Origin of the sequence: Hymenobacter sp. BT188 (assembly GCF_014333585.1) — a bacterium.
Taxonomy (GTDB): Bacteria; Bacteroidota; Bacteroidia; order Cytophagales; family Hymenobacteraceae; genus Hymenobacter.
The window spans coordinates 40,253-63,946 of the sequence record NZ_JACSCW010000009.1; the positions used below are offsets into that span (position 1 = coordinate 40,253).

The window sequence follows — 23,694 nt, forward strand, 5'->3', positions numbered from 1 at the left end:
TCGGTTAAAAAAGCCCCCCACCGAAAGCTGGCAGCCATTTCGCAGGCTATGCCAGCCACACCGGAGCGGCTTAGTGCAAGGCGCGCTTCTTGACCAGTCCGCCTTTGGTGTCGTTGATGCTTTGCATGACCACAAAAGCGTTCGGATCTATTTTATGAATCTCATCGGTCAGGCCCACGACCTCCAGGCGGGTAACGACCGTGAAAATGGCTTCTGTTTTCAGGTGCTGATGCCCGTGCGAGCCGTAGCCCTGGGTAACCTCGTACACGGTAGCGCCGCGGCGCAGCTTATCGGTTATCATCTGCCGGATTTCCGTGCTGTGGAAGGAGATAATCGTCAGGCCGGTGTATTCCTCAATGCCCACCAGGATGAAATCCACGGTTTTGGCAGCTGATAAGTAAGCCAGAATGGAATACAAAGCGGTTTCGATGGACAGCAGCCACGCCGCCACGCTGAAGATGATGATATTGATAATCAGCACAATATCGCCAATGGAGAGCGGCAGCTTGCGGCTAAGCCAGAGGGCCAGAATTTCAGTGCCGTCGAGTACGCCGCCGCCCCGCATGGCCAGGCCAATGCCCGCCCCCAGGAAGAAGCCGCCAAACACTGCAATCAGCAGCTTATCCTCCGTGACACTGGGAAAGGATACAATCAGCAGCGCCCCGGACAGGGCCATAATGGTCAGCAGGGTTTTGAGTGCGAACTTGCGCCCCAGCTGATAGTAGCCCAGGATAATAAAGGGGATATTGATTACCAGAATCAGTACCGACAGGGACATACCGGTCAGATGCCGGACCAGCAGCGAGATACCCGTAACACCGCCGTCGATAAATTCATTGGGCAGCAGGAAGCCCTTCAAGCCCAGCGCCGCCGAAAAAACGCCCGCCAGCAGCAGCAGTGTCTGCACTATCGTGCGACGCACCCAGCGCTGCGACAGCGCATAAAACAGCTTATAGTTGGTGGGCTCCGCTGCCGCGTCTTCCACGGGGGCCGCTACCACTTGCTGCGCGTAGCGTTTGGTGCGAAAGCGAGAAGGGATGAGGTGATCGAGCAACATTGCCGCCAGCAAAAGCCAGGTGTTCACTACCGATATATTCTCCGTAGGCCCACCAGCCGGGGCTGCGGCCTGACAAAAGCAGAAAACGCCAGTCAAAAGCTCAACGCTTGCACCAGCACCGAAGAACCAAATCTGATTCGGTGCCCTTTACCTCGTCTTAAGACGAAGGGGCACCACTCGAAAATATCGGATTAATTTAATTAAATCGCAAAATAATACTTGAGCTAGCATAAGCGCTTTTTTGGGTCAGCAGGCAGGGAAATGGTAAACTCTGTGTATTCCCCTTCCTTGCTGTCCAGGCTGAGCGTGCCGCCGTGGCCTTTAGTGATAATATCGTAGCTCAAGGACAAGCCCAGGCCCGTGCCCTCGCCCGTGGGTTTGGTGGTGAAAAAGGGCTGGTATATTTTTTCACGTACCGCCGCCGGAATCCCGTTCCCGTTATCCCGCACCCGTACCTGCACCGTGTTGCCCACCTGGCGGGTTTGCACGCACACTTCCGGACAATAGTCGGGTGACGCTTGCCGGCTCTTTTCCGCCACGGCGTAAAAGGCATTGGTAAGCAGATTCAGAAAGACCCGACTCAAGTCCTGAGGCAACACCAGTACGGGTTTCAGGTTGGGGTCTAGCTCGGTGCGGAGCGTGGCGTTGGAATCCTTGTTCTTGGCCCGCCAGCCATGATACGCCAGGCGCAGGCTTTCTTCCACCAAGGTATTAATATTGGTGGGCTGGCGCTGGGTGCTGCCGGCCCTGGAGTGCTCCAGCATGCTTTTCACAATGCGGTCGGCACGATTCCCATGCTGATTAATGCGGCTTTGGTTTTGAATAAGCTCCTGCAGCAGCACCTGAATATTTTGCTTTCCATCCTCCGACAGGCGCTCCTTGGCCAGCTCCTCCTCCAGCTCGGCCACCAAATCAACGCTCAGGTCGGAGAAGTTATTCACAAAGTTGAGCGGGTTCTGAATCTCATGGGCAATGCCCGCCGTGAGCTCGCCCAAGGAGGCCATTTTCTCCCGCTGCACCAGTTGGGTTTGGGTTGTTTTCAGGTCCGCGAGTGCCTGCTCCAGGTCATTGCGCTGGGCAATTATCTCCGAGGTGCGGGCCGCTACCTGCTGCTCCAGCTGCTCATTCTGCTGCGCCAGAATCTGCTGCTTTTCCTGCTCCTGCACCAGGCGCCGCCGCTGCTCCCGAATCAGAATGGTCACGATGCCGAGGGCCAGCAGCAGCAGGATGGGGCCAACGAGCAGAAAGGGAATCAGGGCATCGGGCATGGCACTAGCCAGCTAAGCTCAACGTAAATAATAACGAAGCTACGGTTCCAAGTTAAGCATCCGGGGGGCAAATTCAGCGGCTCCTTACATGCTCATTTATCCTGAAGCAGTTGCACAGAATCAGAAATGGCGGAAGGTACGCGCAGAACAGCAATGGCTGGCACCAAAGCTGTAAGCGGTTGGCCCAGTAGCCGATAAGGGCGCCGGCGCCAGCTGCTGTAGTGCAACCAGCGCGGCAGGGCCCCGCGCGCCGACACACTTAGAGGAAAGAAGTGGAACATCCAGGCTAACAACGCCATGTGCACGGCGGCCAAAAAGGTGTCGGGGCTGCTCAGTAGCGTGTCGAGGCGGATGATGGTGGCCCGATCATAGTATTCGGCGCTATAGATGATATTAATAGCAGCATACGTTACTACGGAGCAGGAACAGTACACCAGAATGGCAACGCTGAAAAAGAACTCGGGATGCTTTTCCAGCTCAAAGGGTAAACTTCTGGTCAGGTACACTACATGTATGATTGCCAGCGTAACCAGAATAGTGCAGCCCAGAGCCTGCGCGTAGCTATTTACATCCGTAGTAAAGCCATTAAGCACGGTGGCATCCAGTAAGGCCACAATCAGAAATACCCCTATACTGAGCCGGATAAGCTGCTGCATGCGTCCGGCGGGCAGCAGGCGCTGATACGTTCCCGCCAGCAAAACCAACATCAGTACCGTGCTCAGGTGAAAAAGGTAGACGTTGTTGCGAATAGTGATGCGACTGAGCGTATCCATGGGAAACAGCACCACTTTGGCGGCCACATAATAGAATACCAGCCGGAAGCGATACGGAATGTGCTGCCGGCGAAGGCAAGCGCACGCAAACGGCAGGATAGGTGCAGCCTCCAGAATCCGGTTAATGTGGTGAACGACTACCCAAGCATCCATTCGTGTTATTTAATTCTGATCAAATATTCCGCAGTTATCCGGACATCTCTCATAGCTTACCCCAATTTTGTAGTCTGGCTCAAACATACCGGGTGATATCTCCTTGTTAATAGGTATCTCCTTGCCCTTGTCATCCACGCCGGTGATGATAATTTTTCTTTTTCCTCTATCCTTCTCCTGACTACGATAAACACGGAGGCCTCTAACCTTTGGGTCGGCTAAAAGCTTGCTTATAAGATCTCTGCTAAAGTAGTTACTACTAACATTTTGGGGATAATCTTTTTTGTAGCGCTTTACATCGGCGATAGCACTATCACGGTCTCTCTTACTGGCTATTAAAGTACCAGCATTAGGATCAAATGGAGCCGGGACTGCATTCATAGTTGAATCCACCTCTGCTTGTTCGATCTGAGGTTCCGTTGCTGAAACCGACGATTTCTGAGTGCCCTGATCTGTAGGTTTGGACTTATTCTCACAACCAAGAAGCCCCCCAGCACACACTATTAATAAGCAGCCGACCCAACGCAGATTCGTACCTGTTTTCATAGAAGTCAAGATGTAGTGAGAAAGAAATGATGGGTTGTTTACTTACCTGCGGGCTGCTTACTCATATAAAGTTGCGCCCACACAATTCTCTGGGCACTTGTCTTCGGTTATGCCAAACAGGTATTTGCCTTGGCTTTTGAGGCCGGTTTGGTCTTCCAGATTTGTGGGAGTAACTAAATCAACGCCATCCTTATCCACGCCTATTACCACCATTCGCTCCTGCCCGGCACTATCGGCCAGGTACATGCGGATGCCTTCGCATTTGCCGCTGGACATAAGGTCCTTGACTACCTGCTTGCTGAGGTAGCCAGTATGCATCCCCCCAGAAGAATGCGTTTGTCGGTATTTTTTAACCGATGCAATGGCACTCTCGTAGTCAGCCTTCGTCTTGGGCTTACGACCGGGCTTGGGCTTTTTGGTTGGTTTTTGATCTTCCGCCGCTACCTCTGACCGAAGTACGGCCAATTGAAACAGCGAAGCATCGGTACGCGGCGGCTGGCTTCGGGTAGTCTGGTTCTGGTTGCATCCGGACAGGGTTCCGCTGGCGACGAACAATAAACAGCCCAGCCAGTAATGATTAGATCGTGTAGACATAGAACATAGCGTAGGTGTGAGCTGAATCTTGGCGACGGAGTGCTACTTGAAGCGTCTTACATTTGAGTGGGCTCGTAAGCTTCGCTTAAGCCAGCTAAGCCCGTCTAATATCACTAAATTTTCTTTAAATAATATAGCATTGCCATTTACCTATGCTTCTCGAGTACTTGAAGCTGTTTCACCCTAACACGCGGCCGCAAATCCACTGTTTTCTTTGATGCTGACTTTCACTCGCCGTTTCCCGTTGCACTCGCTTAAATTCCGTATTGGGCTCGTATTGCTGCTGAGCACAGGCACGCCGGTGTACGCGCAAATTGCCCCCCAGACGCCCGCCGACACCCTTCGCAAGTACGAAACCCCGGCTGGGGCCACCAGCACCAAACCCTGGTATCGGGGCAAGCTAGTGCGGGCCACCATTGTGCCGGCGGTGATGATTGGCTACGGCTTTTATACCCACAAGGGCGGCGGATTTTATACCAACGAGCAGGCCAACCGCGACATTCACAAGCTGTTTCCCACCTACCGCACTCGCCTCGACGACTACCTCCTGTTGGCTCCCTACGCTGAGTTGGGCCTCGTGGCGCTGGCTGGCGTGGAGTCGCGCAATGACCGGATAAATACGCTGCTCGTTATTGGCAAAGCGGAAGCGATTATGCTCACGTCGGTGTTTGCTCTGAAGCATATTACCCGTCGGCCCCGCCCCGATGGGTCCGACAATGAGGCCTTTCCCTCCGGCCACACGGCCCAGGCATTTCTGGCCGCGAGCATCGTGCACACCGAGTTTCGGGATAAAAGCCAGTGGTACGGTATCGGGGCGTATACCATTGCCACGGGCGTGGGCGCGCTGCGCATGATTAATACCAAGCACTGGCAAAGCGATGTAGTGGCCGGAGCGGGCTTTGGCATCCTCTCCGCCCACCTTGCCTACCTGACCCACCGCAACCGCTGGGGACGAAAGCCGCGTCTGCCGGAAGGCATGACCCTGACGCCTACCTTGTATGGGGGCGCTACGGGGCTGTGCTTTATCTGGCGCCCTCAGTAATCAGAAGCCAAGTCAAAATAAGGAGAGCTACAGGGGGCGTAGAATGGAAATAAACCAGTGGCCTTTTTTTCGCTCCCGCCCCAGATAGTAGCCGTCTACCACCTGAATTTGAAGGTGACGGCGCCAGCGGGCCGGGATTTTAGCATCAGGAAGCGAGTCTGAAAACACAGCTATGGGAAGCTGTTGCAAGGGGAGCGAATCGGTGGCGGGGTTCCAGGTGGGTACAGCGTGGCCGGCGGCCCACACCTGCTTTACCTGCATGTGATCGAGGCTGTACCAGGGAATATGCTGAATAGCGGGCTGCTGGCGAGCAGCGCTGAGTTGACGCACGCCTAATTCGGCATTGCGCCCTTCCCACACCGGATAAGCGGGCTCCAAAATAGTAAGTAAAGCAGCCATTAGGGTGATGGAAGCGCCCATCAGCACACGCGGTGCTAGCACGTACCAGCCTGCCCGCACCACCGCAATACCCAGAGCAGCCACAATCAATATCACAGCTCCAAATTGCAGGGAAGTTGGGCCAAAGCCTGGCAAGTGGATGACCACCATAGCCGCGGGCACCACCACACATACCAGCGCCAGCACCGCCGCCCAGAACCGCAGCAGAAGCCGGTCGGTGAGCGAAGCCTGCTGGCTACGAAACGCAGTTTCCCAGTAGCGCAGCGCCCCGGCCGTCAATAAGGCCAGCGGTGGCAGCAGCGGTAACATATAGCGCACTTTTTTTTCTGGCACCAAGCTCAGCAGTACCAGCGAGGCCAGCAGCCAACCCAGCACCAGCAGATACGGTAAAAAGCCCCCCAGTCGACGCCGGGCGTACGGCACGACCAGCGATGCCACGGTAGCCACCACCCACACCCCCGTAAACACAAAGAATGACCAATAGTACCACAGCGGCTGCACGTGCCGCTCCCCCCACGCGGCTACTTCCGTCTGGGCAACGGCCAACGCCGCCGGCCGCACATGATACAGAATATAGAGAGGCCAGCTGCCCCCCACGGCCAGCCCAACAATAGCTGCCAGCAGGGTGCCGCGCCAGTGCCCGCGCACTCCCTTTCTTCGGGCATCCGTGTTCAACGTTGAAATATAGCAGCCCATAAAAGGCACCAGCGCTCCATACAGCGCTACCGGTCCTTTGCTCAGGATAGAAAAGCCAAGCAGCAGACCAGCGCCTACGAAGCTGCCATATGTCTGGCTGTCACTTCGCCAGCCCCGCACCAGCAGCCAGAGTGAGCCCACCAAGAAGCTATAGGCAAAAATATCCCATTGCCCTTCCCGCCCGCTCACAATGACCAGCAAGCTGCTGGCCAGCACCAGCGCACTCAGCCAGGCTGTGCGGCCAGGGTCAATGGCGTCGGCGGGGGCGTCGCGGGTGAGTTCGCTAGCTAAACCCCAAAAAAAGAGAACCAGCAGCGTCGCCATCAGAGCAGCGGGTAGGCGTAACAAGGCGAGGTTATCGGTGGCGCCAAACAGTACTTCCTCAGCGGCTACGGCCCAGGTCGGCAAGGGTGGCTTGGCCAGACGCAGCTCCCTGTTCAGGGTGGGAATGAGCCAGGAGCCACCAGCTGCCATTTCCCGCGCTGCCACGAAATTGCGGGCTTCCATCAGGCTCACTTCTGGCGCCCCCAGGTGCACAAAAAAGCTAAAGACGCATACTAGTAGCACGGACACCAATCGGCCGAGCGTGTTGCCTTTGGCGGGTATAGTTGATTCATACATAGACTAATAGCTTAGAATAATGTAATTGTACTGGAATAAGTGCAGCCTTGGCAGTCATCATCAGGCTGAACTTTAATCTCATTTTAATGCGCGAGTTCGTGGTTAACGATCAGGAAAGAAAAACGTATAAAGATTCTGGTCAGTGCAAACAAAAAAGCCCCCCATGCGTGCACAGGAGGCTTTTTTGCTGTCGTATCTGGGTATCCCTTAGAAACAGGCTATGCTTGGATAGTTGCGGGTAGGCGCATGTTCATTTCTCAATTTCCTCCACGCGCAGTCCTTTGATTTCCCGCCGCAGCAGCACCACGTTGCGCGCATACACCACGATGCCCGGCACGTTGCCCAGAATCAGCACGTAATCAATGGGGCGGCGCAGCACGGCGTAGGCCAGAATCAGCGCCGAGCCGATCAGGCTGACCAGCCAGAAACCCAGCGGTAGCACTGATTCGCCCTTGCGCTCGGAATACAGCCATTGGTACACAAAGCGCAGCAGAAAGATGGTTTGCCCCACGGCCCCGAGCGCCAAAACGCCCCCCGGAATCCGGTTTTCGAGCATGGTTTGCAAACTAAAAAACGACGTACCAGCCACAAACCAGCCGATAGCCGCCAAGGGAAACGTGTAAGCCCCCGCCCGGAAAGCGCCGTGGAGCTTGCCCCACTCGCCCAGCAATTGCAGGTTGCGGATGTAGATGGCGTAGCTGATGAGCTGGGCCGCCAGAATTATCGGGTCGTGGCGGAGCATGCCGTAGAGAATCATCAGAAACGACGACACCAGGCTGATTTGCCAGAACAGCACCGGCACCAGCACCCGCTTGGCCCGCTCGCTCTGAATCCACTGCAGAATAATACGGCTCGAAAACAGCAGCTGCGCAATGAGCCCAACCCCGTACGCGACGACTTCGGTCTTCATGCTCCAGGGCTAGCCTTCGAGGGTGCGCCCCGCTTGAGCCTGCTCTTGGCGCTGCTCCTCCCCGATGGCGTAGTTGAGCCAGCGGCTCCGAATCCAGCGAAAGCCGAAGGTATCGACCAGGGGCTTCCAGGCGCGGTTCCAGAGGTTGTACTTGGCCGTGCCAGCGAAGCGCGGGAAGTGGCGCACGGGCAGCTGCTTTACTTTGCCCCCCTGCAATTGCACGAGCGCCCCCAGAAAGCGGTGCATACCGTGAAACAGCGGCACGCGCCGGGCATACTCAATTTTGATGATTTTCAGCGGGCAGCCCGTATCCTGAATGCCGTCGTTAATAAGCGTGCGACGCACCGTGTTAGCCACCTTCGAGGAGAGCTTTTTGACCAGCGTATCCTGGCGCTTGGCCCGGATGCCGTTCACCATATCGTGCTCGGGCAGGAACTCAAAGAATGTCAGAAAGTCGAGCGGCGTGGTTTGAATGTCGCTGTCGATGTAGCCGATCAAGGTGCTGCGGCAGTGGTCGATGCCGGCTTTGATGGCCGTGCTCAGTCCGCGGTTTTGGGCCAGACTAATAAACTCGTACTGGCTGCCCGCGCGGCAGATATCGCGCAGCAAGGCCAGGGAGCCATCCGTGGAGCCGTCATTGACAAATAAAACGGTTGTTGCAACAGGCGTTTGAGCCAGAAATTTATCCATCTCCACTACAAACTGCGGCAGGCTTTCTTCCTCATTATAAACGGGAACAAGCACCGTGAGCGACTGGGTGGCAAGGTAAGCAGAAGAGGCAGCGGACATAGAAATGCGGTAATGCGGCTGCAAGGTAAAAAGGATTTAGCGCCAGCGGCTTGTCAGACGGGTAAAGCGCATGAAAATGCCCCCCAGAAGTACCGAAGCATCTGGCGGGCGACCGTTGTTCTACTATCTGTCATCCTGACGAAGGAAGGACCTTATTAAGTCAGAAAGACACGTATGCTCATGTCTGTTCCAACTCATATAAGGTCCTTCCTTCGTCAGGATGACACACTTTTTTGATCTTAGTGGAATAACTCTTCTAATCCCTGCGCACGCCCGCCGAAATAGTGCTGTGCCGCTCGCGCAATACAGCTACAACATCATCCAGCGTCAGGTTGGCGGCGGCCAGCAGCACCAGCAGATGATAGAGCAAGTCGGCGGCTTCGCCTTTCAAGCCTTCAAAATTGCCCCCCACCGCGTCAATCACTGTTTCTACGGCTTCCTCGCCTACTTTCTGGGCGATTTTGGGCATGCCTTTGCGGAAGAGCGAGGCCGTGTACGACTTCGGGTCTTCGTCGGGGAAGTCGCGGCGACGCTGCACTAGGCGCTCTAGCTCCGCTAGAAACCCGACCGGAGCGGCGGGAATGGCCGTCTGGTCAGGCTGATCAAAGCAACTGACGGTGCCGCGGTGACAGGTGGGGCCGTCGGGCCGGGCGCGGATGAGCACCGCGTCGCCGTCGCAGTCGGGGTGCAGACTAACCACCATGAGGAAGTTGCCGGAGGTTTCGCCCTTGGTCCAGAGGCGGTTTTTGGAGCGCGAGAAAAAGGTCACACGGCCTTCCTGCTGGGTTTTGGCTAGCGCCTCCTGGTTCACGTAGCCTAGCATCAGCACCTGGCCGGTTTGGTCATCCTGCACCACGGCGGGAATTAACCCATCGGGCATTTTAGCGAAATCGAATGTCATATCTGCTTTATAATCGCACCGGAATCCCATCTTGGCGCAAGTGTTCTTTTAGCTCCCGAATGCCGATTTCACCGAAGTGGAAAATGCTGGCGGCCAGGCCCGCGTCGGCATGAGCAGTTTGAAATACTTCCGTGAAATGCTGCTTGCTACCAGCGCCGCCCGAAGCCACCACAGGCACGGATACAGCCCGGCTTACGGCTCCGGTAATATCCAGAGCGAAGCCATCCTTGGTACCGTCGTTGCTCATGCTGGTGAGCAGAATTTCGCCAGCACCGCGCTCGGCGGCTTCCCGGCACCACTGCACAGCATCGCGGCCGGTGTTGTGCGTACCGGCGCGGGTGTAAATCTGCCAGCCTTCGGGCTCGTGAAAGCGGGCGTCGGCGGCCACCACGATGCACTGGGAGCCGAAACGGCGGGCCAGCTCGTCGATCAGCTCGGGGCGGTGCAGGGCGGCAGAGTTGATGCTGACTTTATCGGCCCCGTTCATAAGTAAAGCTTCTACATCGGCCACCGTGCCGATGCCGCCGCCCACGGTGAAGGGAATATCCAGCTCGCGGGCCACGTCGCGCACCAGGGCTACCAGGGTAGCGCGCTTCTGGTTGGTGGCCGTGATGTCGAGGAAAACCAGCTCGTCGGCGCCTTCGCGGGCGTAGCGTGAAGCCAGGGCCACCGGGTCGCCGGCGTCGCGCAGGCCCTCGAAGCGGACGCCCTTCACGGTGCGGCCATCTTTCACGTCGAGGCAGGGAATGATTCGTTTAGTCAGCATGGGGGGCTTTTTTAGAAATAAATGACTACAGCAAAGCTTGCAGCTGCTCCAGCGTGATGGTGCCTTCGTACAGGGCTTTGCCTATAATAGCGCCGTGCATGCCAATGGCTGCCAGCGCTTCCACATCCTGCAGGGTAGTCACGCCGCCGCTGGCCACGAGCTGGGCCTGCGGATACTGCTCCCGGAGCTCCTTATACATGGGCAGCGAGGGGCCTTGCAGCTTGCCATCTTTGCTCACATCGGTACAGATGAAGGTGGTGGCCCCGGCCTCCAGGTATTCCCCGATAAACGCGCTCAGCGTCCACTCCGATTGGTCGGCCCAGGCGTTGATGGCAATATGATTGTGGCGAAAATCGGCCCCCACGATAATTTTATCGGCCCCGAACGTAGTCAGCCAGTGCTGCACCACACCCGGCTCGCGGACGGCAATGCTGCCGGCTGTAATCTGTGCCGCGCCCGCATCAAACACCTGACGAACCGACTGCTCGCTTTGCAGACCGCCACCGAAGTCGATGTGCAGCTGGGTGTGGCGGGCAATTTTCTCCAGCACCGGCAGATTGACCGGATGCCGGGCCCGCGCCCCGTCTAAGTCTACCAGATGCAGCCGGCGCACGCCCTGCTGCTCGAAGCGCTGGGCTACGGCCACTGGATCGGCGTCGTAGGTGGTTTGCTGGGCGAAGTCGCCTTCCGTAAGGCGGACGCACTGCCCATTAATGAGGTCGATGGCAGGGATAATGTTCATAGGCTAAAAGTAGTACCAAGCTCCAGCTTAGCCGCTGTCCTTGGGGTTATTGGTATGGAGCGCAGTTTGGGGTTGCCATCCTCTGGTTCCGCTTCGCGCATCGTTGAGTAATGTCCTGGGGGGCTTTCTAAAAAAAGTCTTTCAACATCAGCAACGACACGCGAAGCGGAAGCTTCGCGCTACATGGCCATTAATATCGACCACCCAGCGGGAGCTTGCGATTAAAGCTGAAGGAAGTTCTCCAGAATCCGCGTGCCTACCGGCCCGCTTTTTTCGGTGTGAAATTGTACGGCGTAAAAGTTCTTGTGCTGCACGGCCGCGCTAAAGGGTGTTGGGTACTCCGCTTCGGCAATAGTGTAGTCACCAACTGGAGCATAGTAGCTATGCACGAAGTATACGTAGTCCTCCGCGCCGAGTCCGGCAAACAACGGGGAGCGCAACCGCTGTAAAGTATTCCAGCCCATGTGTGGCACTTTATACTCCGGCAGTTTTGGGAAGCGCTTTACCTCGAAGGGTAATATACCCAGCATGGTCGCGTCGTTCTCTTCGCTGTGTGTACCCAGCAGCTGCATACCTAAACATACCCCTAGAAAAGGTTGGGGCAGAGTGGGAAGTACTTTATCTAATCCCTGCGCTCGTAGCTCACGCATGGCCGAGGCCGCTTCACCTTCACCGGGGAAAATCACCTTGTCGGCCCGCCGTATCACTTCAGGGTCGGCAGTGAGCGTTGGTTGGCACCCTAAGCGCTCCAGCGCAAACATCACCGACTGCACATTGCCTCCTTTATAATCAATGACTGCTATTTCCATTTGATACCTATTATCTACTCATTTGTTTAAACATTTGAGTAATTATTAATACTCCTATTAATACTCCAGATCCTGCGGCCACGTCCGCCCAAAGCCCTCAGAACGCGGTAGAGACGCGTATTCGCGTCTCAATCGTCGCGGTTGTTATTTGGTCTGCGCGGCCCCAGTCGTTCAACAATTAGACGTGAATACGCGTCTCTACACCGGTCCGATAGCCTCAGACATATTATCCAAATGTTAAAACAAATGGGTAATCCTACAAAACCCCTTTGGTACTGGGTATCACCATCTTAGATGCATCGCGCACTAAAGCCATCTTCATTGCTTTGGCTACCGCCTTGAAAATGGATTCGATTTTATGATGTTCATTGTCGCCAGCGCACTGGATATTGAGGTTGCAGCGGGCACCGTCGGAGAAGCTTTTGAAGAAGTGGTAGAACATCTCCGTCGGCATGTCACCTACCCGTTCCCGCTTAAACTCCGCCTCCCACACCAGCCACGGACGGCCTGAGAAGTCTATAGCGGCTTGTGCTAATGCGTCGTCCATGGGTAGTAAAAAACCGTAGCGAGCCAGGCCGCGCTTGTCGCCAAGGGCTTGGGCAAATGCTTCGCCGAGAGCTAAAGCCGTGTCTTCGATGGTGTGGTGCTCGTCAATGTGTAAGTCGCCTTGTACCTCGATTTTCATATCGACCCCTGAATGCTTGCTGAGTTGGTCCAGCATGTGGTCAAAGAAGCCAAGGCCGGTGTGCATGCTGGGTCGCCCCTGTCCGTCGAGGTTTAGCTCGACGCGGATTTTGGTTTCGTTCGTGTCGCGCTGCACGAGCGCGGTGCGGGCCGGCAAGCGGAGGAAACGGTAGATGTCGTCCCAGCTTTGGGTAGTAAGGGCGGCGCGCTCGTCAGCCACCTCGCGGAGCAGGATGGATTGGCACCCCAGATTTTGGGCTAGCTCTACATCGGTGAGGCGGTCGCCGATGACGAAAGAGTTTTTCAAATCATAGCCACTTTCGTTTCCCAGATATTGGGCAAGCATACCGATACCGGGTTTGCGGGTAGGCAGGTTTTCGTGGGGGAAGCTGCGGTCGACGTGCTCGCGGGCAAACTCCACTCCTTCGCCCCGCAGAATATCGAGCATGAGGTTGTGGGCCGGCCAGAAAGTCTCCTCGGGAAAACTGGTGGTACCGAGGCCATCCTGGTTGCTGACCAGCACCAGTTCGTAATCCAGCTCGCGGGCGATGCGGGCCAGGCTGCTGATAGAGCCGGGCAGAAACTGAAACTTCTCCAGCGAGTCAATCTGAAAATCCGTTGGCGGCTCAATAAGGATGGTGCCGTCGCGGTCGATAAAGAGTACTTTTTTCATGAGTTGTAAAATAGCACCAAGCTTTGGCGGTGTTCCCCGTGAGATGATGCATCGATACAGGGAGTAAAAAAGCCCCCCAATGAATATTTACTTTAGTACGCAAACTCCCGCAGGGCCGTCAGCAGTTGCTCGTTTTCGGCGGGCGTGCCTACGGTGAGGCGAAGGGTGCCGGCACAGCCGGGTTGGGTGGTGCGGTTGCGCACGACAATGCCGCGCGCCAATAAGTAGTCGTACACGGCGGTGGCATCGGGCTTGAAGCGCACCAGCAGGAAATTGGCATCGGAAGGAAATACTTCCTCGACAATTTCTACTGCGGGCAGACGCTCAGCCAGCCACTGGCGGCCCACCAGCAGATCGTTGCGCAAGTTATCAAAATGCCCCCCAGCGGCCAGCGCGGCCAGCGCGTGCTGCTGCGTGGCTTCCGATATATTATAAGGAGGCTTGATTTTATTAAGGTAGCCAATGATTTCCGGCGAGGCGAAAGCCATACCGAGGCGCAGGCCAGCCAAGCCCCAGGCTTTGGAGAATGTCTGGAGCACCACCAGGTTTGGAAAATCGGCCAGGCGGGTAGTCCAGCTGGGCGCGGAGGCAAAGTCGGCGTAGGCTTCATCCACGATGACCAGGCCGCGGAAGCCGCGCAGGATTTCCTCAATGGCGTCGGCGTGGAGCAGGTTGCCGGTCGGGTTATTGGGCGAGCAGACGAAAACCAACTTGGCATCGGAGGCGATGATGCCGGCCACGACTTCGGAGGAAAGCTGAAAGTCGGCGGTCAGCGGCAGGCGCTGAATGGCTACGTCGTTGAGGTTGGCAGCCACCTCGTACATGCCGTAGGTGGGGGGCAAAATCAGGATGCTGTCTTGGCCGGGCACGCAGGTGAGGCGCACGAGCAGGTCGATGGCTTCGTCGGAGCCGTTGCCGAGGAAAATTTGCCCCCCAGTTACGCCTTTGATCTTGGCCAGCTCGGCTTTCACGGCTCGTTGCTGCGGATCGGGGTAACGGTTGAAAGTGGCGGGGCCGGCGCTGCCGAGGCTGTTTTCGTTGGCGTCAAGCATCACCTGCGCGTCGCCCTGAAACTCGTCACGCGCCGAGGAGTAGGGTTTCATTGCCCGGATGTTGGGACGGACCAGAGATTCTAAATCCATGCTTACTGATTTACGCTAATAAATAATGGTAGAAGGGCCGTCATGCAAAACATGTGGCGCATGACGTTCTATTTTATTGTGAGGCCTCCAAACTCTGCAGCCGCAACGTGACCGCGCGGGCGTGGGCGTGCAGGCCTTCCGCTTCGGCCATGGTCTCGACTATGGGGCCCACGTTGCGCAGGCCTTCGGTAGTCAGGCGCTGGAAGGTGATTTTTTTCAGGAAAGAATCGAGCGAAACGCCGCTGTAGTTGCGTGCGTAGCCGTTGGTGGGCAGCGTGTGGTTGGTGCCGGAAGCATAGTCGCCGGCCGCTTCGGGCGTGAGATGGCCCAGGAATACCGAACCCGCGCTGGTGACGCCCGCGCTATATTGCTCAGCACCCTCCACGGCCAGAATCAGGTGCTCGGGCGCGTATTGGTTAGAGAAATACAGCATTTCCTCGGGCGTACGCAGCAAAATGGCGCGGCTTTCCTGCAAGGCCAGGGCTGCCACTTCGCGCCGGGGCAGCGTGGCCAACTGGCGCTCCACTTCCGCCGTAACGGCCGCCAATACCGTGTCGGAAGTAGTGAGCAGCAACACCTGGGAATCGGGGCCGTGCTCGGCCTGGCTAAGCAAATCGGCGGCTACGAAAGTGGGATTGGCGGTTGAATCAGCAATAACTAGCACCTCCGACGGGCCGGCGGGCATGTCAATGGCGACACCATAGCGAGTGGCCAATTGCTTAGCAGCCGTGACGTAGCGGTTGCCGGGGCCGAAAATTTTATCGACGCCTGGCACGCTTTCGGTCCCGCCCGATAAGGCGGCCACCGCCTGCGCGCCACCCGCCTTGATAATGGTGGTAATTCCTAAAAGCTGGGCCGTGAAAAGAATAATTGGATTTACGGAGCCATCCTGAGCGGGCGGCGTGCAGAGCACAATTTCCGGGCACTCGGCCAATCGGGCGGGCACGCCCAGCATAAGCAAGGTGCTGAACAATGGCGCCGTACCACCGGGAATGTATAAGCCTACCCGCTGCACGGGCACCGCGCGGCGCCAGCACTCAACGCCCGGCATGGTTTCGATGCGCTCTTCCATCGGACGCTGGAGGCTGTGAAACGTGACCAGATTGGCATGCGCCTGCCGAATAGCGGCTTGGAGCGCAAACGGCACCTGCGCGGCAGCAGCAGTAAATTCTTCGGTTCGGACGCGCAAATCGGTGAGCGTGGCGCCATCGAACCGTGCGCCGTACTCGCGCAGAGCTTCGTCGCCGCGCTGGCGCACATCCTCAAAAATAAGGCGCACGCGTTCTTCCAGTTCGCGGGCCTCGCCAGCGGCGGCGCGCTGCTGCAAAGCCGGCCACTCGGCCATATCAGGATAGCGGATGAGTTGCATGAGGTTTGGCTGATCAGGAAATCATTTTTTCAATGGGCAGCACCAGAATGCCTTCGGCACCGACGGCTTTGAGCTGGCCGGTGATGTGCCAGAAGTCATCCTCGTTTACCACCGACTGCACCGATACCCAACCTTCCTCGGCCAAAGGTGTGACGGTGGGCGACTTAATGCCGGGCAGCAAGGCAAATACCGCTTCCAGGGCACTCTGGGGGGCATTTAGAATGATGTATTTGTTGCGGCGCGCACGGCGCACGGCCTGCATCCGAAAGCGCAACTGATCCAGAATCTCCTGCTTTTCGGCTGACAGGTTTTGGGTAGCAATCAGTACAGCTTCGGAACGAAATACGGTTTCGACTTCGCGCAGACCGTTGCCGAGCAGCGTGGAGCCCGACGACACAATGTCGCAAATAGCGTCGGCCAGGCCGATGCTGGGGGCGATTTCCACCGACCCGCTGATGGTGTGCAGCTGGGCCTGCACGCCTTCGCCGGCCAAGTAGCGGCCCAGAATCTCGGGGTACGACGTGGCAATGTTCAGGCCCTGCAAGTCGGCTACCGACGTATAATTTGCCCCCCGGGGTATAGCCAACGACAGGCGGCACTTGCTGAAGCCTAAGGCTTCCACTTCCAGGTCGGGGTGGCCGGCTTCCACCAATACGTTTTGGCCCACGATGCCCAGATCGGCCACGCCGTCCTGGACATAGCCGGGAATATCGTCGTCGCGCAAAAACAGGATTTCGAGGGGGAAATTGGTGGCTTCGGTCTTGAGCTTATAGGTGCTGCTGACGAAGGAAATACCGCACTCACGGATCAGATTCAGGGAATCTTCGCTGAGGCGGCCCGACTTCTGGATGGCCAGACGAATCATGGGGTCAAATAAAAATGGAGAATGGGAAAGCAGTAAGAGACGCGGGGCCAAATTCGTACTTCTCTGAACAGAACCGCAAAAACCAGAAAATGGCTACAATGTGGTTTAAAATCGGGCAGAAAAGGTCAAAACGACCAAGGCCACCTTTGATGGGTGACCGGGTGGCCTACTGCGGCACACCCCACGGGGACGATATGCTTGTATAATTCCTCTAGAAAGAGGAATGATGCCCGTGATGCAGATGGTGCGGCGCGCCTACGCCAGCAACGGCCCCTGAATGCAGGGCTGCCGTGGGGCTTAGGTAGGAAAACAGGCGCGAGGCGAATGGCATAAAGGCAGATTGCTGGGCAAAAGTACACGCAGATACGAGGTTTGAAAACTTTTAGCCTAAAAACTTTCTGTCGAGCTGCCGTTGCGTATATAGTAAGTGCGGTGAGTACTTTGGCACTATTGTTACGGATAGAACAAAAGATTCCCGCTTCCGCCCTATTTCACCACCCTGTTGCCTTGTCTGTTATGTTGACGTCGCTATCCCGCTCCTTCTCCCGACTGCTGACTGCCAGCGCCTGCTGCTTGTTGCTGGGAATAGCCAGTGCACCAGCCTTGGCGCAGCAGCCAGCAGCCGATACCCCGCAACTGCCGTTGCCGCAGGCCAGCCCGCACGCGTATGTGCTACAAACCATTGGCCTCACTGATGTGTCGGTGGACTACCACGCGCCCGGCGTGCGGGGTCGGCAAATCTGGGGGCAGCTGGTACCGTGGGGCCAAGTGTGGCGGGCGGGCGCCAACGAAAATACGCTCATAACGTTTTCGGCGCCAGTAAAAATAAACGGTGAGCCCGTGCCGGCAGGCAAGTACTCCTTCTATGTATTGCCCCAGGATAATCAGGACTGGCAGCTTATTCTGAACCGCGTAACCACGCACTGGGGCAGCGAAGGCTACGATGCAAAAGACGATTTGCTTCGGGTGCCAGTTTCCTCCGAAACGGCCCCTATGTATGAAACGCTGGTGTACTGGTTTTCGGAGGTAAAGCCGACGACGGCCCGCCTCAACCTATCTTGGGAAAAGCGCACGGTCAGCATGACTATCGAAACGAATGTACACGAGCAAGTAATCAAGGGTATTGAGAAAACTCTGGCTTCCGCGCCCAGCAACTGGCAGCTCCTGGCGCAGGCCGCCGACTATCTGGTGCAGAACAACCTTCAAGGCGAGCTGGCTCTACGCTATATTAATGAGTCGATTCGGCTGAAGGATGTGTACATGAACAACTGGATTAAGGCTCGCTTGCTGGCCTCGAAGCAAGACTACACCACCGCCATTGTTTATGCCCGAAAGGCTATTAAGCTGGGTGACAAAGGCGATGACACGTTTAAATCGCAGCTTCCGAGCATGCGCGTGGCCCTTACGGACTGGCAGGCGAAGGCATACTAAGTAACTAACGAAAACGGTCGCTGGGGGGCAAAATACCGTGATTTTGCCCCCCAGCGACCGTTTTACTTTATTTGATGGCTACTCCTTTTCGCCCCTCATGCCGATTATGTCGCTTCTATCGACGGAGTTGCAGGTGTACTTGGAGCGACTGCTACCTAGGCACGGATTTCGGGATGTGCATAAAAGAAGAAAATAGCTGAAGTAAACGCCGATAATAGTTCCCTCTGCTTCATCCATACTTCCGTATGGAACCGCTACCGAAATAGCTATCAGGAGCCGACTCAAACGAATCGTGTATACTTGCGCACCCTTCGATTTTACGTTCCATTGCTTCATGTTTTCCTCTAGTCAAGTCGTAGCCATTCGTAAGGAGAAAGGCTTTTCCCAGGAGGTATTAGCAGAGCGTTCAGGAATAAGTCTGCGCACGATTCAGCGGGTAGAGCGAGGCGAAACCGTGCCCCGCGGCCACACCTTACTGGCCCTGGCCACGGCCCTCGAAAGCTCCATTGCGGACTTTCAGATGCCAGAACAGCAACAGCAAACGCCAACAGCTCCACCATCGCAGTTGCGCCCCGATCCGCAATTCTTGCAGCTTCTCAATCTGAGCGCGTTAAGCTTTTTGATGCTACCACTCCTTAATATACTAGTGCCGGTCGTGCTGTGGCGGGCCCGCAAGCACCAGGTACAAGACGTTGCCGAGCTAGGTCGCCGGGTCGTTGGCTTCCAGATTCTGTGGCAAGTCGGCTGCTTCATACTCTACATGCTGGCTGTGGCAGTGCACCTTGTGGGGGGCTTTTCTACCAAATCAACGTTGCCATTTAGTTTACTCAGCATCCTGTTCGTCACCTATGCGGTGAACGTGGGGGCCATTTGCTACAATGCGTTTCGCCTCCGTCAAGGCCACCTCAACCTATACCCGATCCGGCTTTGAGGTAAGCTCTTTGTTTCTTTTAGTTTATCAAAAAGGCGCTTTTCAGGCTGAAAACAGATAATGGCGGCAAAATGACGGGTAAATGACGCAGGGAAAGAGGGAACAGCGCGCCTACTTTTGGCTCAGCAAATCACTCTTACTCCTGCCGCATGAAGCCTGTTCTTAAAATTGTTGCTGCTCTAGTATTGCAGCTAATCCTAAGCGGCATAGGCGGCTACTTCTACGTCCGCAAAATGTATGAAGCGCCCGCTAACCAGCTACAGGTAGCTGTCCTCCCTATTGCTTCGTCATTCGTGTGGCTGGCTGATACACAGGGTTCCCGCCCAGTGGCCCATGCGGCTTTACTTGTTCCAGTTGTTGTGCCTGGCTGCGCTCAAACCTGCTATCTGCAGTTCGATTCGGGGGCGCCCTACAGCCTTCTCTACTCCCACCCACTTACAGCCCTCCAGCAGCAATATCCGGCCATGCGCCTCGCTTACACGGCAGGCCATGATACAGTAACTGATTTTCAGTTCAGTTTAGGCAATGGCCAAATTACTGCCCGTAGCATACAGGTAAGGGCAATGGGCGCACGCCAGTTGCCCTTACCTAGCAGCAACGACTATCTCATCATAGGTACGCTGGGTACTGATATAATGGATGGCCGGGTGCTGCTTATCGACTACGCTCGCCAGCAATTTCGCCTTTCCACTGCTATCCCCGATAGCCTAACCCAACGCCTTGCGTTTGTTCCGCTCTCGTTTGAAAGTCGGCGGATACAGCTAACGCCAGAGTTGCAAGGCAAGTCCCAGCAACTGCTGTTTGATACCGGATCCAGTGCCTTTGCCTTGCTGACCAGCGAAAACACTTGGCAGGATTTAGCCCAAGCCGGGGCTCCTATTCAAACGGCCTCCGTCAATTCGTGGGGCAAAAAGCTCACTTCCTATACAGTTCCCAGCGCGGCTCAGCTTGGCTTTGGCAACCAGACAATTCCCTTGGGCACCGTCACGCACATCGAGGGCACTACTTTCCTTCAGAATGTACTCATGCGTTTTTCCGGTATGGGCGGCATGCTCGGCAACGAACCATTTGCGAATCAAACCATCGTTTTGGACGTAAAAGGCAGACGCTTTGGGCTGGTACTGCCTAAATAGAAGAAAGGCGAAAGCAAGGTTGATGAATGAACGTAGTAAGCAGTTAGGGAGTGTGGTCTCAACTTACTTTGATAGCCCATTATAGACATGGGTACCCCGCGTGCCGTTCACTGAAAGCGTGTCTTTATTGTTACTAGGAAGGTGAAGAAATTTATAAGATATTCTGGTTTCTCCGTTCTTGTTAGGCTTTGTGTAAACAATAAAATGTCCATTCGAATCACGTGTAAGAACCTGTGAAGTATCTATTACCTCGCCTGTCTTGCTGTTGATTTTACCCACTATCATTTTCACTTCTCCGGACAGCTTGAATCCGAAGTTAACCATCGTTTTCAAGAGACGCTCTGAGGTTATGGAATCAGATTGATCAGACTGGTCAGTGAAGACGGCCGTGACCAGGCCCGGCTGCTGCCGACTGTGATTATCGTAGCTGGCGATATAAATTAATCTGCCTTGAGCATCGTAAATCTCCTTTTGCATGGGGTTGCCTTTGTCATCGAATAAAATACGGTCACCGACTATAACATTATGTTCGTAATGGCTTAATTTCTCAAGGTTGCCATTAGGGTAAAACATTTTACAAGGCCCCGCCAATGTATCATTGCGCCAGTGGCTTACTTCTTCGAGTTGCCCCGTTTCATAATAGGACTTAGCTACGCCATGCTGCCGGTCGTTCTTCCACTCTACGGTAGACTTTAGTGCGCCGCTAGGGTAATAGTTCTCCATAACTCCGTGTTGCTCTCCGTTGCGCAACGACACTTTCATTTCCAAAGCTCCGTTGCTATAATATTTTCGGTATTCCGTGTTTCGTTCACACGCGCACAGAAACGCCAAGCAGAGTAGTGACGAATGGAATGCACTTAGACCCATTTAATTACTGCTGTAGTCGTCTTTTACCTCAGAACCGCGCAATCACGCGCAGATTCACCAGGCGCTGCGACAGATAATTCGGGACGGAATAGGTGTCGCCGTTTACATCCTGCAAGTAGCTGTAGCCGCCCACATTGTTTGCGGCCAGCACATTCAGAATTTCCAAGCCCAGCCACAAGCTTTCTAACTGACCCGTACGACGTGGCGTGGCGCCGGCGGTGCGCAGGGTGAGCACTTTGGAAACGCCCAAATCGACGCGCTTGTAAGAGCGACTGAGTTTGGTGGTGCCGCGCTCTTCAGGCAGGTTGGGCGGGCTGAATGGCAGGCCCGAGCCAAACACAAAGTTCACGTAGCCCTTCACTGAAGGGTTGTTGGGCAGATGGTCCTGAAAGAAAATACCCACGTTCAGGCGCTGGTCGGTGGGGCGGCGGATATAGCCTTTTTCTTCCCGCCCTATCTCCTTGCCCTCCTCGTCGCGCAGGGTGATGAAGTCGTCGTCGAGGTTTTCGCGGGTGGTGAGTACGCCAAGGCTAAACCACGACTCCGTGCCGGGCACGAACTCACCAGCCACGCGCGCGTCGAGGCCGGCGGCGTAGGCGGTGGCGTTGTTGCGGGCGAAGTAGCGCAGACGCACATTGTCCAGGTCGTAGGGCACCACGTCTGTGAGGTACTTAAAGTAGACTTCACCGGTGAAGCGGAAGGGCCGCCCCCACTGCTGAAACTTCAGATCCTGGCCGGCGATAACATGTAAGGAGCGCTGGGCCCGCAGCTCCGGGTTCAACTGGCCCAGTTGGTTGCGCAGCTCCCGATAAAACGGCGGCTGATAATACACGCCCGCTGCCACTTTGAATGCCAGCTCCGGGTTGCGACGGGTAATAAACGAGTACTGCACCCGCGGGCTAAATACCAGCTGGCGGTTTACGCTCCAATAGTGCGCGCGCACTCCGTAGGTAAGCGTACGTAGCGAATCGAACGTGATAGTATGCTGGGCGTAGCCTTGATAACGGTCGCTATCAAGGGTCAGATCGGTGCGCAGGCGAGTATTCCGCGCATCGGGCACAAAGCCCGCCGAATCGACAAAGCCGTATTCATTCAGCGTATCCTCGATGTGCTCACGGCCCGCTTTTGCCCCCCAGCGCACCGTGTGGCGGCTAGTTGGCGTCCAGGTGCCGCGGGCTTCGAGAGTTGCTAAGCGGGCGCTGAGCGTATTGCGCGAATGATCGAAGCGCGAGCCTAGGTCGCGAATGCGCACGGGCCGGTTGAAGTCGGGCGAGCTTGGATCCACGTTGATATCGGCGAAGCGGTAGCTGGCTTCCACGTCCCGAAACTCCAGTTCCCGCGAAATTAGCCCCCCAGCTAGCAGCTCCCCCGTAAACTTGGGGCTGAACTCGTGGCGCAGATTCAGGCCACCCTGGTAGGTGTCGTACTGCATCCGTTCGCGGCCGTCATAAGCGATGAACAGACGCGTAAACTGGTTGGTGGCCGTGCTGAATGTGCTTTGGCCGGTTTCGGGCGTGAAGCGGTAATCGTTGTGGGCAAAGGACGTCAGCAAACCCAAAGTCGTCCGGTTCGGCTCCGATTTGCCCCCCAGCGCGGCATTGACGTAGAGTTGGCCGTCGTAAAAAGTTGGGTTGTAGCCGCCCTGCGCCTGCCGCAGCGAGCGGAGTACGTACTGAGCATTTTTGTACCGAATTCCGGCTAGATAGCTCACCCGCTTATTGGGCGAAGTGGCTTCTACGTGGGCCGTGCCGCCCACCAGGCTGGCCGTGGCCGAGGCGCCAAATCGAGCGGGCGTTTTGTACTCCACATCCAGCACCGACGAGAGCTTATCGCCAAACTTGGGCTGCCAGCCGCCCGTCGAAAACGCCACCTGGCTCACCAGATCAGGATTGATAAAGCTCAGGCCTTCCTGCTGCGCAGCCGTTACCAGAAACGGCCGGTATAACTCAATGCCGTTCACGTACACGAGGTTTTCCTCGTAGTTGCCGCCCCGCACCGAGTACGTGCTGGTCAGCTCATTATTGGCCACCACGCCGGGCAGCGTGGTCAGTATTTTGTTGAAATCACCGAAGGCGGAGGGCAATTCCTTTGCCGCCCGCGGGTTGATGCGCGTCAGGCTGACTTGCTCCCGCGTGTCGGCACCTTCTCCCCGGCCGCGCACCGTTACATTGCCCAAGGCGCGGGCATCAGTAGCGAGTGTAAGCCGTTGTTGGGCATTTTTGGTTAAATCGAGGGGCGTGCGCAACACCTTGTAGCCCAGGCGGCGCGCCACGAGCACAGGGGCCGGCGCCCCAGGCGCGGGCGGCGTTACGCGCAGCGAAAATTGCCCCCCAGCGTCGGTGGTGGTGCCGCCGGGCTGGCCTTCCACGCCTATATCGACAAGCTCCAGTGGCTGCCCATCCGCGTCGCGGACGCTGCCGCTGACCACGACGCGAGTGGCAGTTTGTTGGGCCATCACCCCCGTCCCGACCAGCACCAGCAGTAAAGTCAGCAGCAGGGATAAGGGCTTATTTCTCAGGCGAGTAATCAAATA

General features: G+C 56.2%; 22 protein-coding genes. 4 read left to right on the forward strand and 18 right to left on the reverse strand.

Translation table 11 applies throughout. From position 1 onward, the window contains the following. Window positions 1-70: 70 nt before the first annotated feature. The 5 genes from H8B13_RS19405 to H8B13_RS19425 all read right to left on the reverse strand — a co-directional run bounded on the left by H8B13_RS19405 (window position 71) and on the right by H8B13_RS19425 (window position 4,391). Window positions 71-1,057, reverse strand: coding sequence for a YitT family protein (locus tag H8B13_RS19405; protein ID WP_187312481.1), 987 nt, complete (start codon window positions 1,055-1,057; stop codon window positions 71-73). A 224-nt stretch (window positions 1,058-1,281) separates the two neighbouring features. Then, window positions 1,282-2,325 carry a sensor histidine kinase gene (locus H8B13_RS19410; protein WP_187312482.1) on the reverse strand — a complete coding sequence of 348 codons (1,044 nt, stop codon included), beginning with the start codon at window positions 2,323-2,325 and terminating at the stop codon, window positions 1,282-1,284. 92 nt (window positions 2,326-2,417) lie between these two features. After that, window positions 2,418-3,251 carry a hypothetical protein gene (locus tag H8B13_RS19415; protein ID WP_187312483.1) on the reverse strand — a complete coding sequence of 278 codons (834 nt, stop codon included), beginning with the start codon at window positions 3,249-3,251 and terminating at the stop codon, window positions 2,418-2,420. A gap of 9 nt (window positions 3,252-3,260) precedes the next feature. After that, window positions 3,261-3,797 (reverse strand): hypothetical protein, encoded by a 537-nt coding sequence (locus tag H8B13_RS19420; RefSeq protein ID WP_187312484.1) that lies wholly within the window; start codon window positions 3,795-3,797, stop codon window positions 3,261-3,263. A 57-nt stretch (window positions 3,798-3,854) separates the two neighbouring features. Continuing rightward, complete coding sequence (locus H8B13_RS19425; protein ID WP_187312485.1) at window positions 3,855-4,391, reverse strand: hypothetical protein; 537 nt, start codon at window positions 4,389-4,391, stop codon at window positions 3,855-3,857. Between the two features lie 217 nt (window positions 4,392-4,608). Here H8B13_RS19425 and H8B13_RS19430 point away from each other — a divergent pair, with 217 nt between their 5' ends. After that, window positions 4,609-5,433, forward strand: a complete 825-nt coding sequence (locus tag H8B13_RS19430; protein ID WP_187312486.1) for a phosphatase PAP2 family protein — start codon at window positions 4,609-4,611, stop codon at window positions 5,431-5,433. 27 nt (window positions 5,434-5,460) lie between these two features. Here the strand turns inward: H8B13_RS19430 and H8B13_RS19435 are convergent, their stop codons facing one another. The 11 genes from H8B13_RS19435 to hisG form a co-directional block, all read right to left on the reverse strand. After that, window positions 5,461-7,149 (reverse strand): ArnT family glycosyltransferase, encoded by a 1,689-nt coding sequence (locus tag H8B13_RS19435; RefSeq protein WP_187312487.1) that lies wholly within the window; start codon window positions 7,147-7,149, stop codon window positions 5,461-5,463. A gap of 250 nt (window positions 7,150-7,399) precedes the next feature. After that, complete coding sequence (locus H8B13_RS19440) at window positions 7,400-8,059, reverse strand: lipid-A-disaccharide synthase N-terminal domain-containing protein (RefSeq protein ID WP_187312488.1); 660 nt, start codon at window positions 8,057-8,059, stop codon at window positions 7,400-7,402. 9 nt (window positions 8,060-8,068) lie between these two features. Further along, window positions 8,069-8,848, reverse strand: coding sequence for a glycosyltransferase (locus H8B13_RS19445; RefSeq protein ID WP_187312489.1), 780 nt, complete (start codon window positions 8,846-8,848; stop codon window positions 8,069-8,071). Window positions 8,849-9,104: 256 nt separating this feature from the next. Then, window positions 9,105-9,749 carry a bifunctional phosphoribosyl-AMP cyclohydrolase/phosphoribosyl-ATP diphosphatase HisIE gene (hisIE, locus tag H8B13_RS19450; RefSeq protein ID WP_187312490.1) on the reverse strand — a complete coding sequence of 215 codons (645 nt, stop codon included), beginning with the start codon at window positions 9,747-9,749 and terminating at the stop codon, window positions 9,105-9,107. Between the two features lie 7 nt (window positions 9,750-9,756). After that, window positions 9,757-10,515: an imidazole glycerol phosphate synthase subunit HisF gene (gene hisF, locus H8B13_RS19455; RefSeq protein ID WP_133272868.1), complete on the reverse strand. Its 759-nt coding sequence runs from the start codon at window positions 10,513-10,515 to the stop codon at window positions 9,757-9,759. A gap of 25 nt (window positions 10,516-10,540) precedes the next feature. Beyond that, window positions 10,541-11,257 carry a 1-(5-phosphoribosyl)-5-[(5-phosphoribosylamino)methylideneamino]imidazole-4-carboxamide isomerase gene (gene hisA, locus H8B13_RS19460; RefSeq protein ID WP_187312491.1) on the reverse strand — a complete coding sequence of 239 codons (717 nt, stop codon included), beginning with the start codon at window positions 11,255-11,257 and terminating at the stop codon, window positions 10,541-10,543. Window positions 11,258-11,478: 221 nt separating this feature from the next. Next, entirely contained in the window at window positions 11,479-12,066 is a 588-nt protein-coding gene (hisH, locus tag H8B13_RS19465; protein WP_187312492.1) for an imidazole glycerol phosphate synthase subunit HisH, read from the reverse strand. Window positions 12,067-12,322: 256 nt separating this feature from the next. Continuing rightward, window positions 12,323-13,423 (reverse strand): bifunctional histidinol-phosphatase/imidazoleglycerol-phosphate dehydratase HisB, encoded by a 1,101-nt coding sequence (gene hisB, locus H8B13_RS19470; protein ID WP_187312493.1) that lies wholly within the window; start codon window positions 13,421-13,423, stop codon window positions 12,323-12,325. 92 nt (window positions 13,424-13,515) lie between these two features. Next, window positions 13,516-14,565: a histidinol-phosphate transaminase gene (hisC, locus tag H8B13_RS19475; protein WP_187312494.1), complete on the reverse strand. Its 1,050-nt coding sequence runs from the start codon at window positions 14,563-14,565 to the stop codon at window positions 13,516-13,518. A gap of 73 nt (window positions 14,566-14,638) precedes the next feature. Next, a complete protein-coding gene (gene hisD, locus H8B13_RS19480; RefSeq protein WP_187312495.1) occupies window positions 14,639-15,934 on the reverse strand; it encodes a histidinol dehydrogenase in 1,296 nt (431 codons plus the stop codon). 13 nt (window positions 15,935-15,947) lie between these two features. Continuing rightward, window positions 15,948-16,799, reverse strand: a complete 852-nt coding sequence (hisG, locus tag H8B13_RS19485) for an ATP phosphoribosyltransferase (RefSeq protein WP_187312496.1) — start codon at window positions 16,797-16,799, stop codon at window positions 15,948-15,950. 516 nt (window positions 16,800-17,315) lie between these two features. Between hisG and H8B13_RS19490 the strand changes: the two genes are divergently transcribed. The 3 genes from H8B13_RS19490 (at window position 17,316) to H8B13_RS19500 (ending at window position 20,294) form a co-directional block, all read left to right on the forward strand. Further along, a complete protein-coding gene (locus H8B13_RS19490; RefSeq protein ID WP_187312497.1) occupies window positions 17,316-18,230 on the forward strand; it encodes a DUF2911 domain-containing protein in 915 nt (304 codons plus the stop codon). A gap of 334 nt (window positions 18,231-18,564) precedes the next feature. Then, entirely contained in the window at window positions 18,565-19,161 is a 597-nt protein-coding gene (locus H8B13_RS19495) for a helix-turn-helix domain-containing protein (RefSeq protein WP_187312498.1), read from the forward strand. Window positions 19,162-19,310: 149 nt separating this feature from the next. Continuing rightward, on the forward strand, window positions 19,311-20,294 hold the full coding sequence (locus H8B13_RS19500) for a hypothetical protein (protein WP_187312499.1): 984 nt from the start codon (window positions 19,311-19,313) through the stop codon (window positions 20,292-20,294). 63 nt (window positions 20,295-20,357) lie between these two features. Here H8B13_RS19500 and H8B13_RS19505 read toward each other — a convergent pair whose 3' ends face one another. Both H8B13_RS19505 and H8B13_RS19510 read right to left on the reverse strand, forming a co-directional pair. Next, window positions 20,358-21,161, reverse strand: coding sequence for a toxin-antitoxin system YwqK family antitoxin (locus H8B13_RS19505; RefSeq protein WP_315985169.1), 804 nt, complete (start codon window positions 21,159-21,161; stop codon window positions 20,358-20,360). Between the two features lie 28 nt (window positions 21,162-21,189). Continuing rightward, entirely contained in the window at window positions 21,190-23,691 is a 2,502-nt protein-coding gene (locus tag H8B13_RS19510; protein ID WP_261990477.1) for a carboxypeptidase-like regulatory domain-containing protein, read from the reverse strand. Window positions 23,692-23,694: the final 3 nt, after the last annotated feature.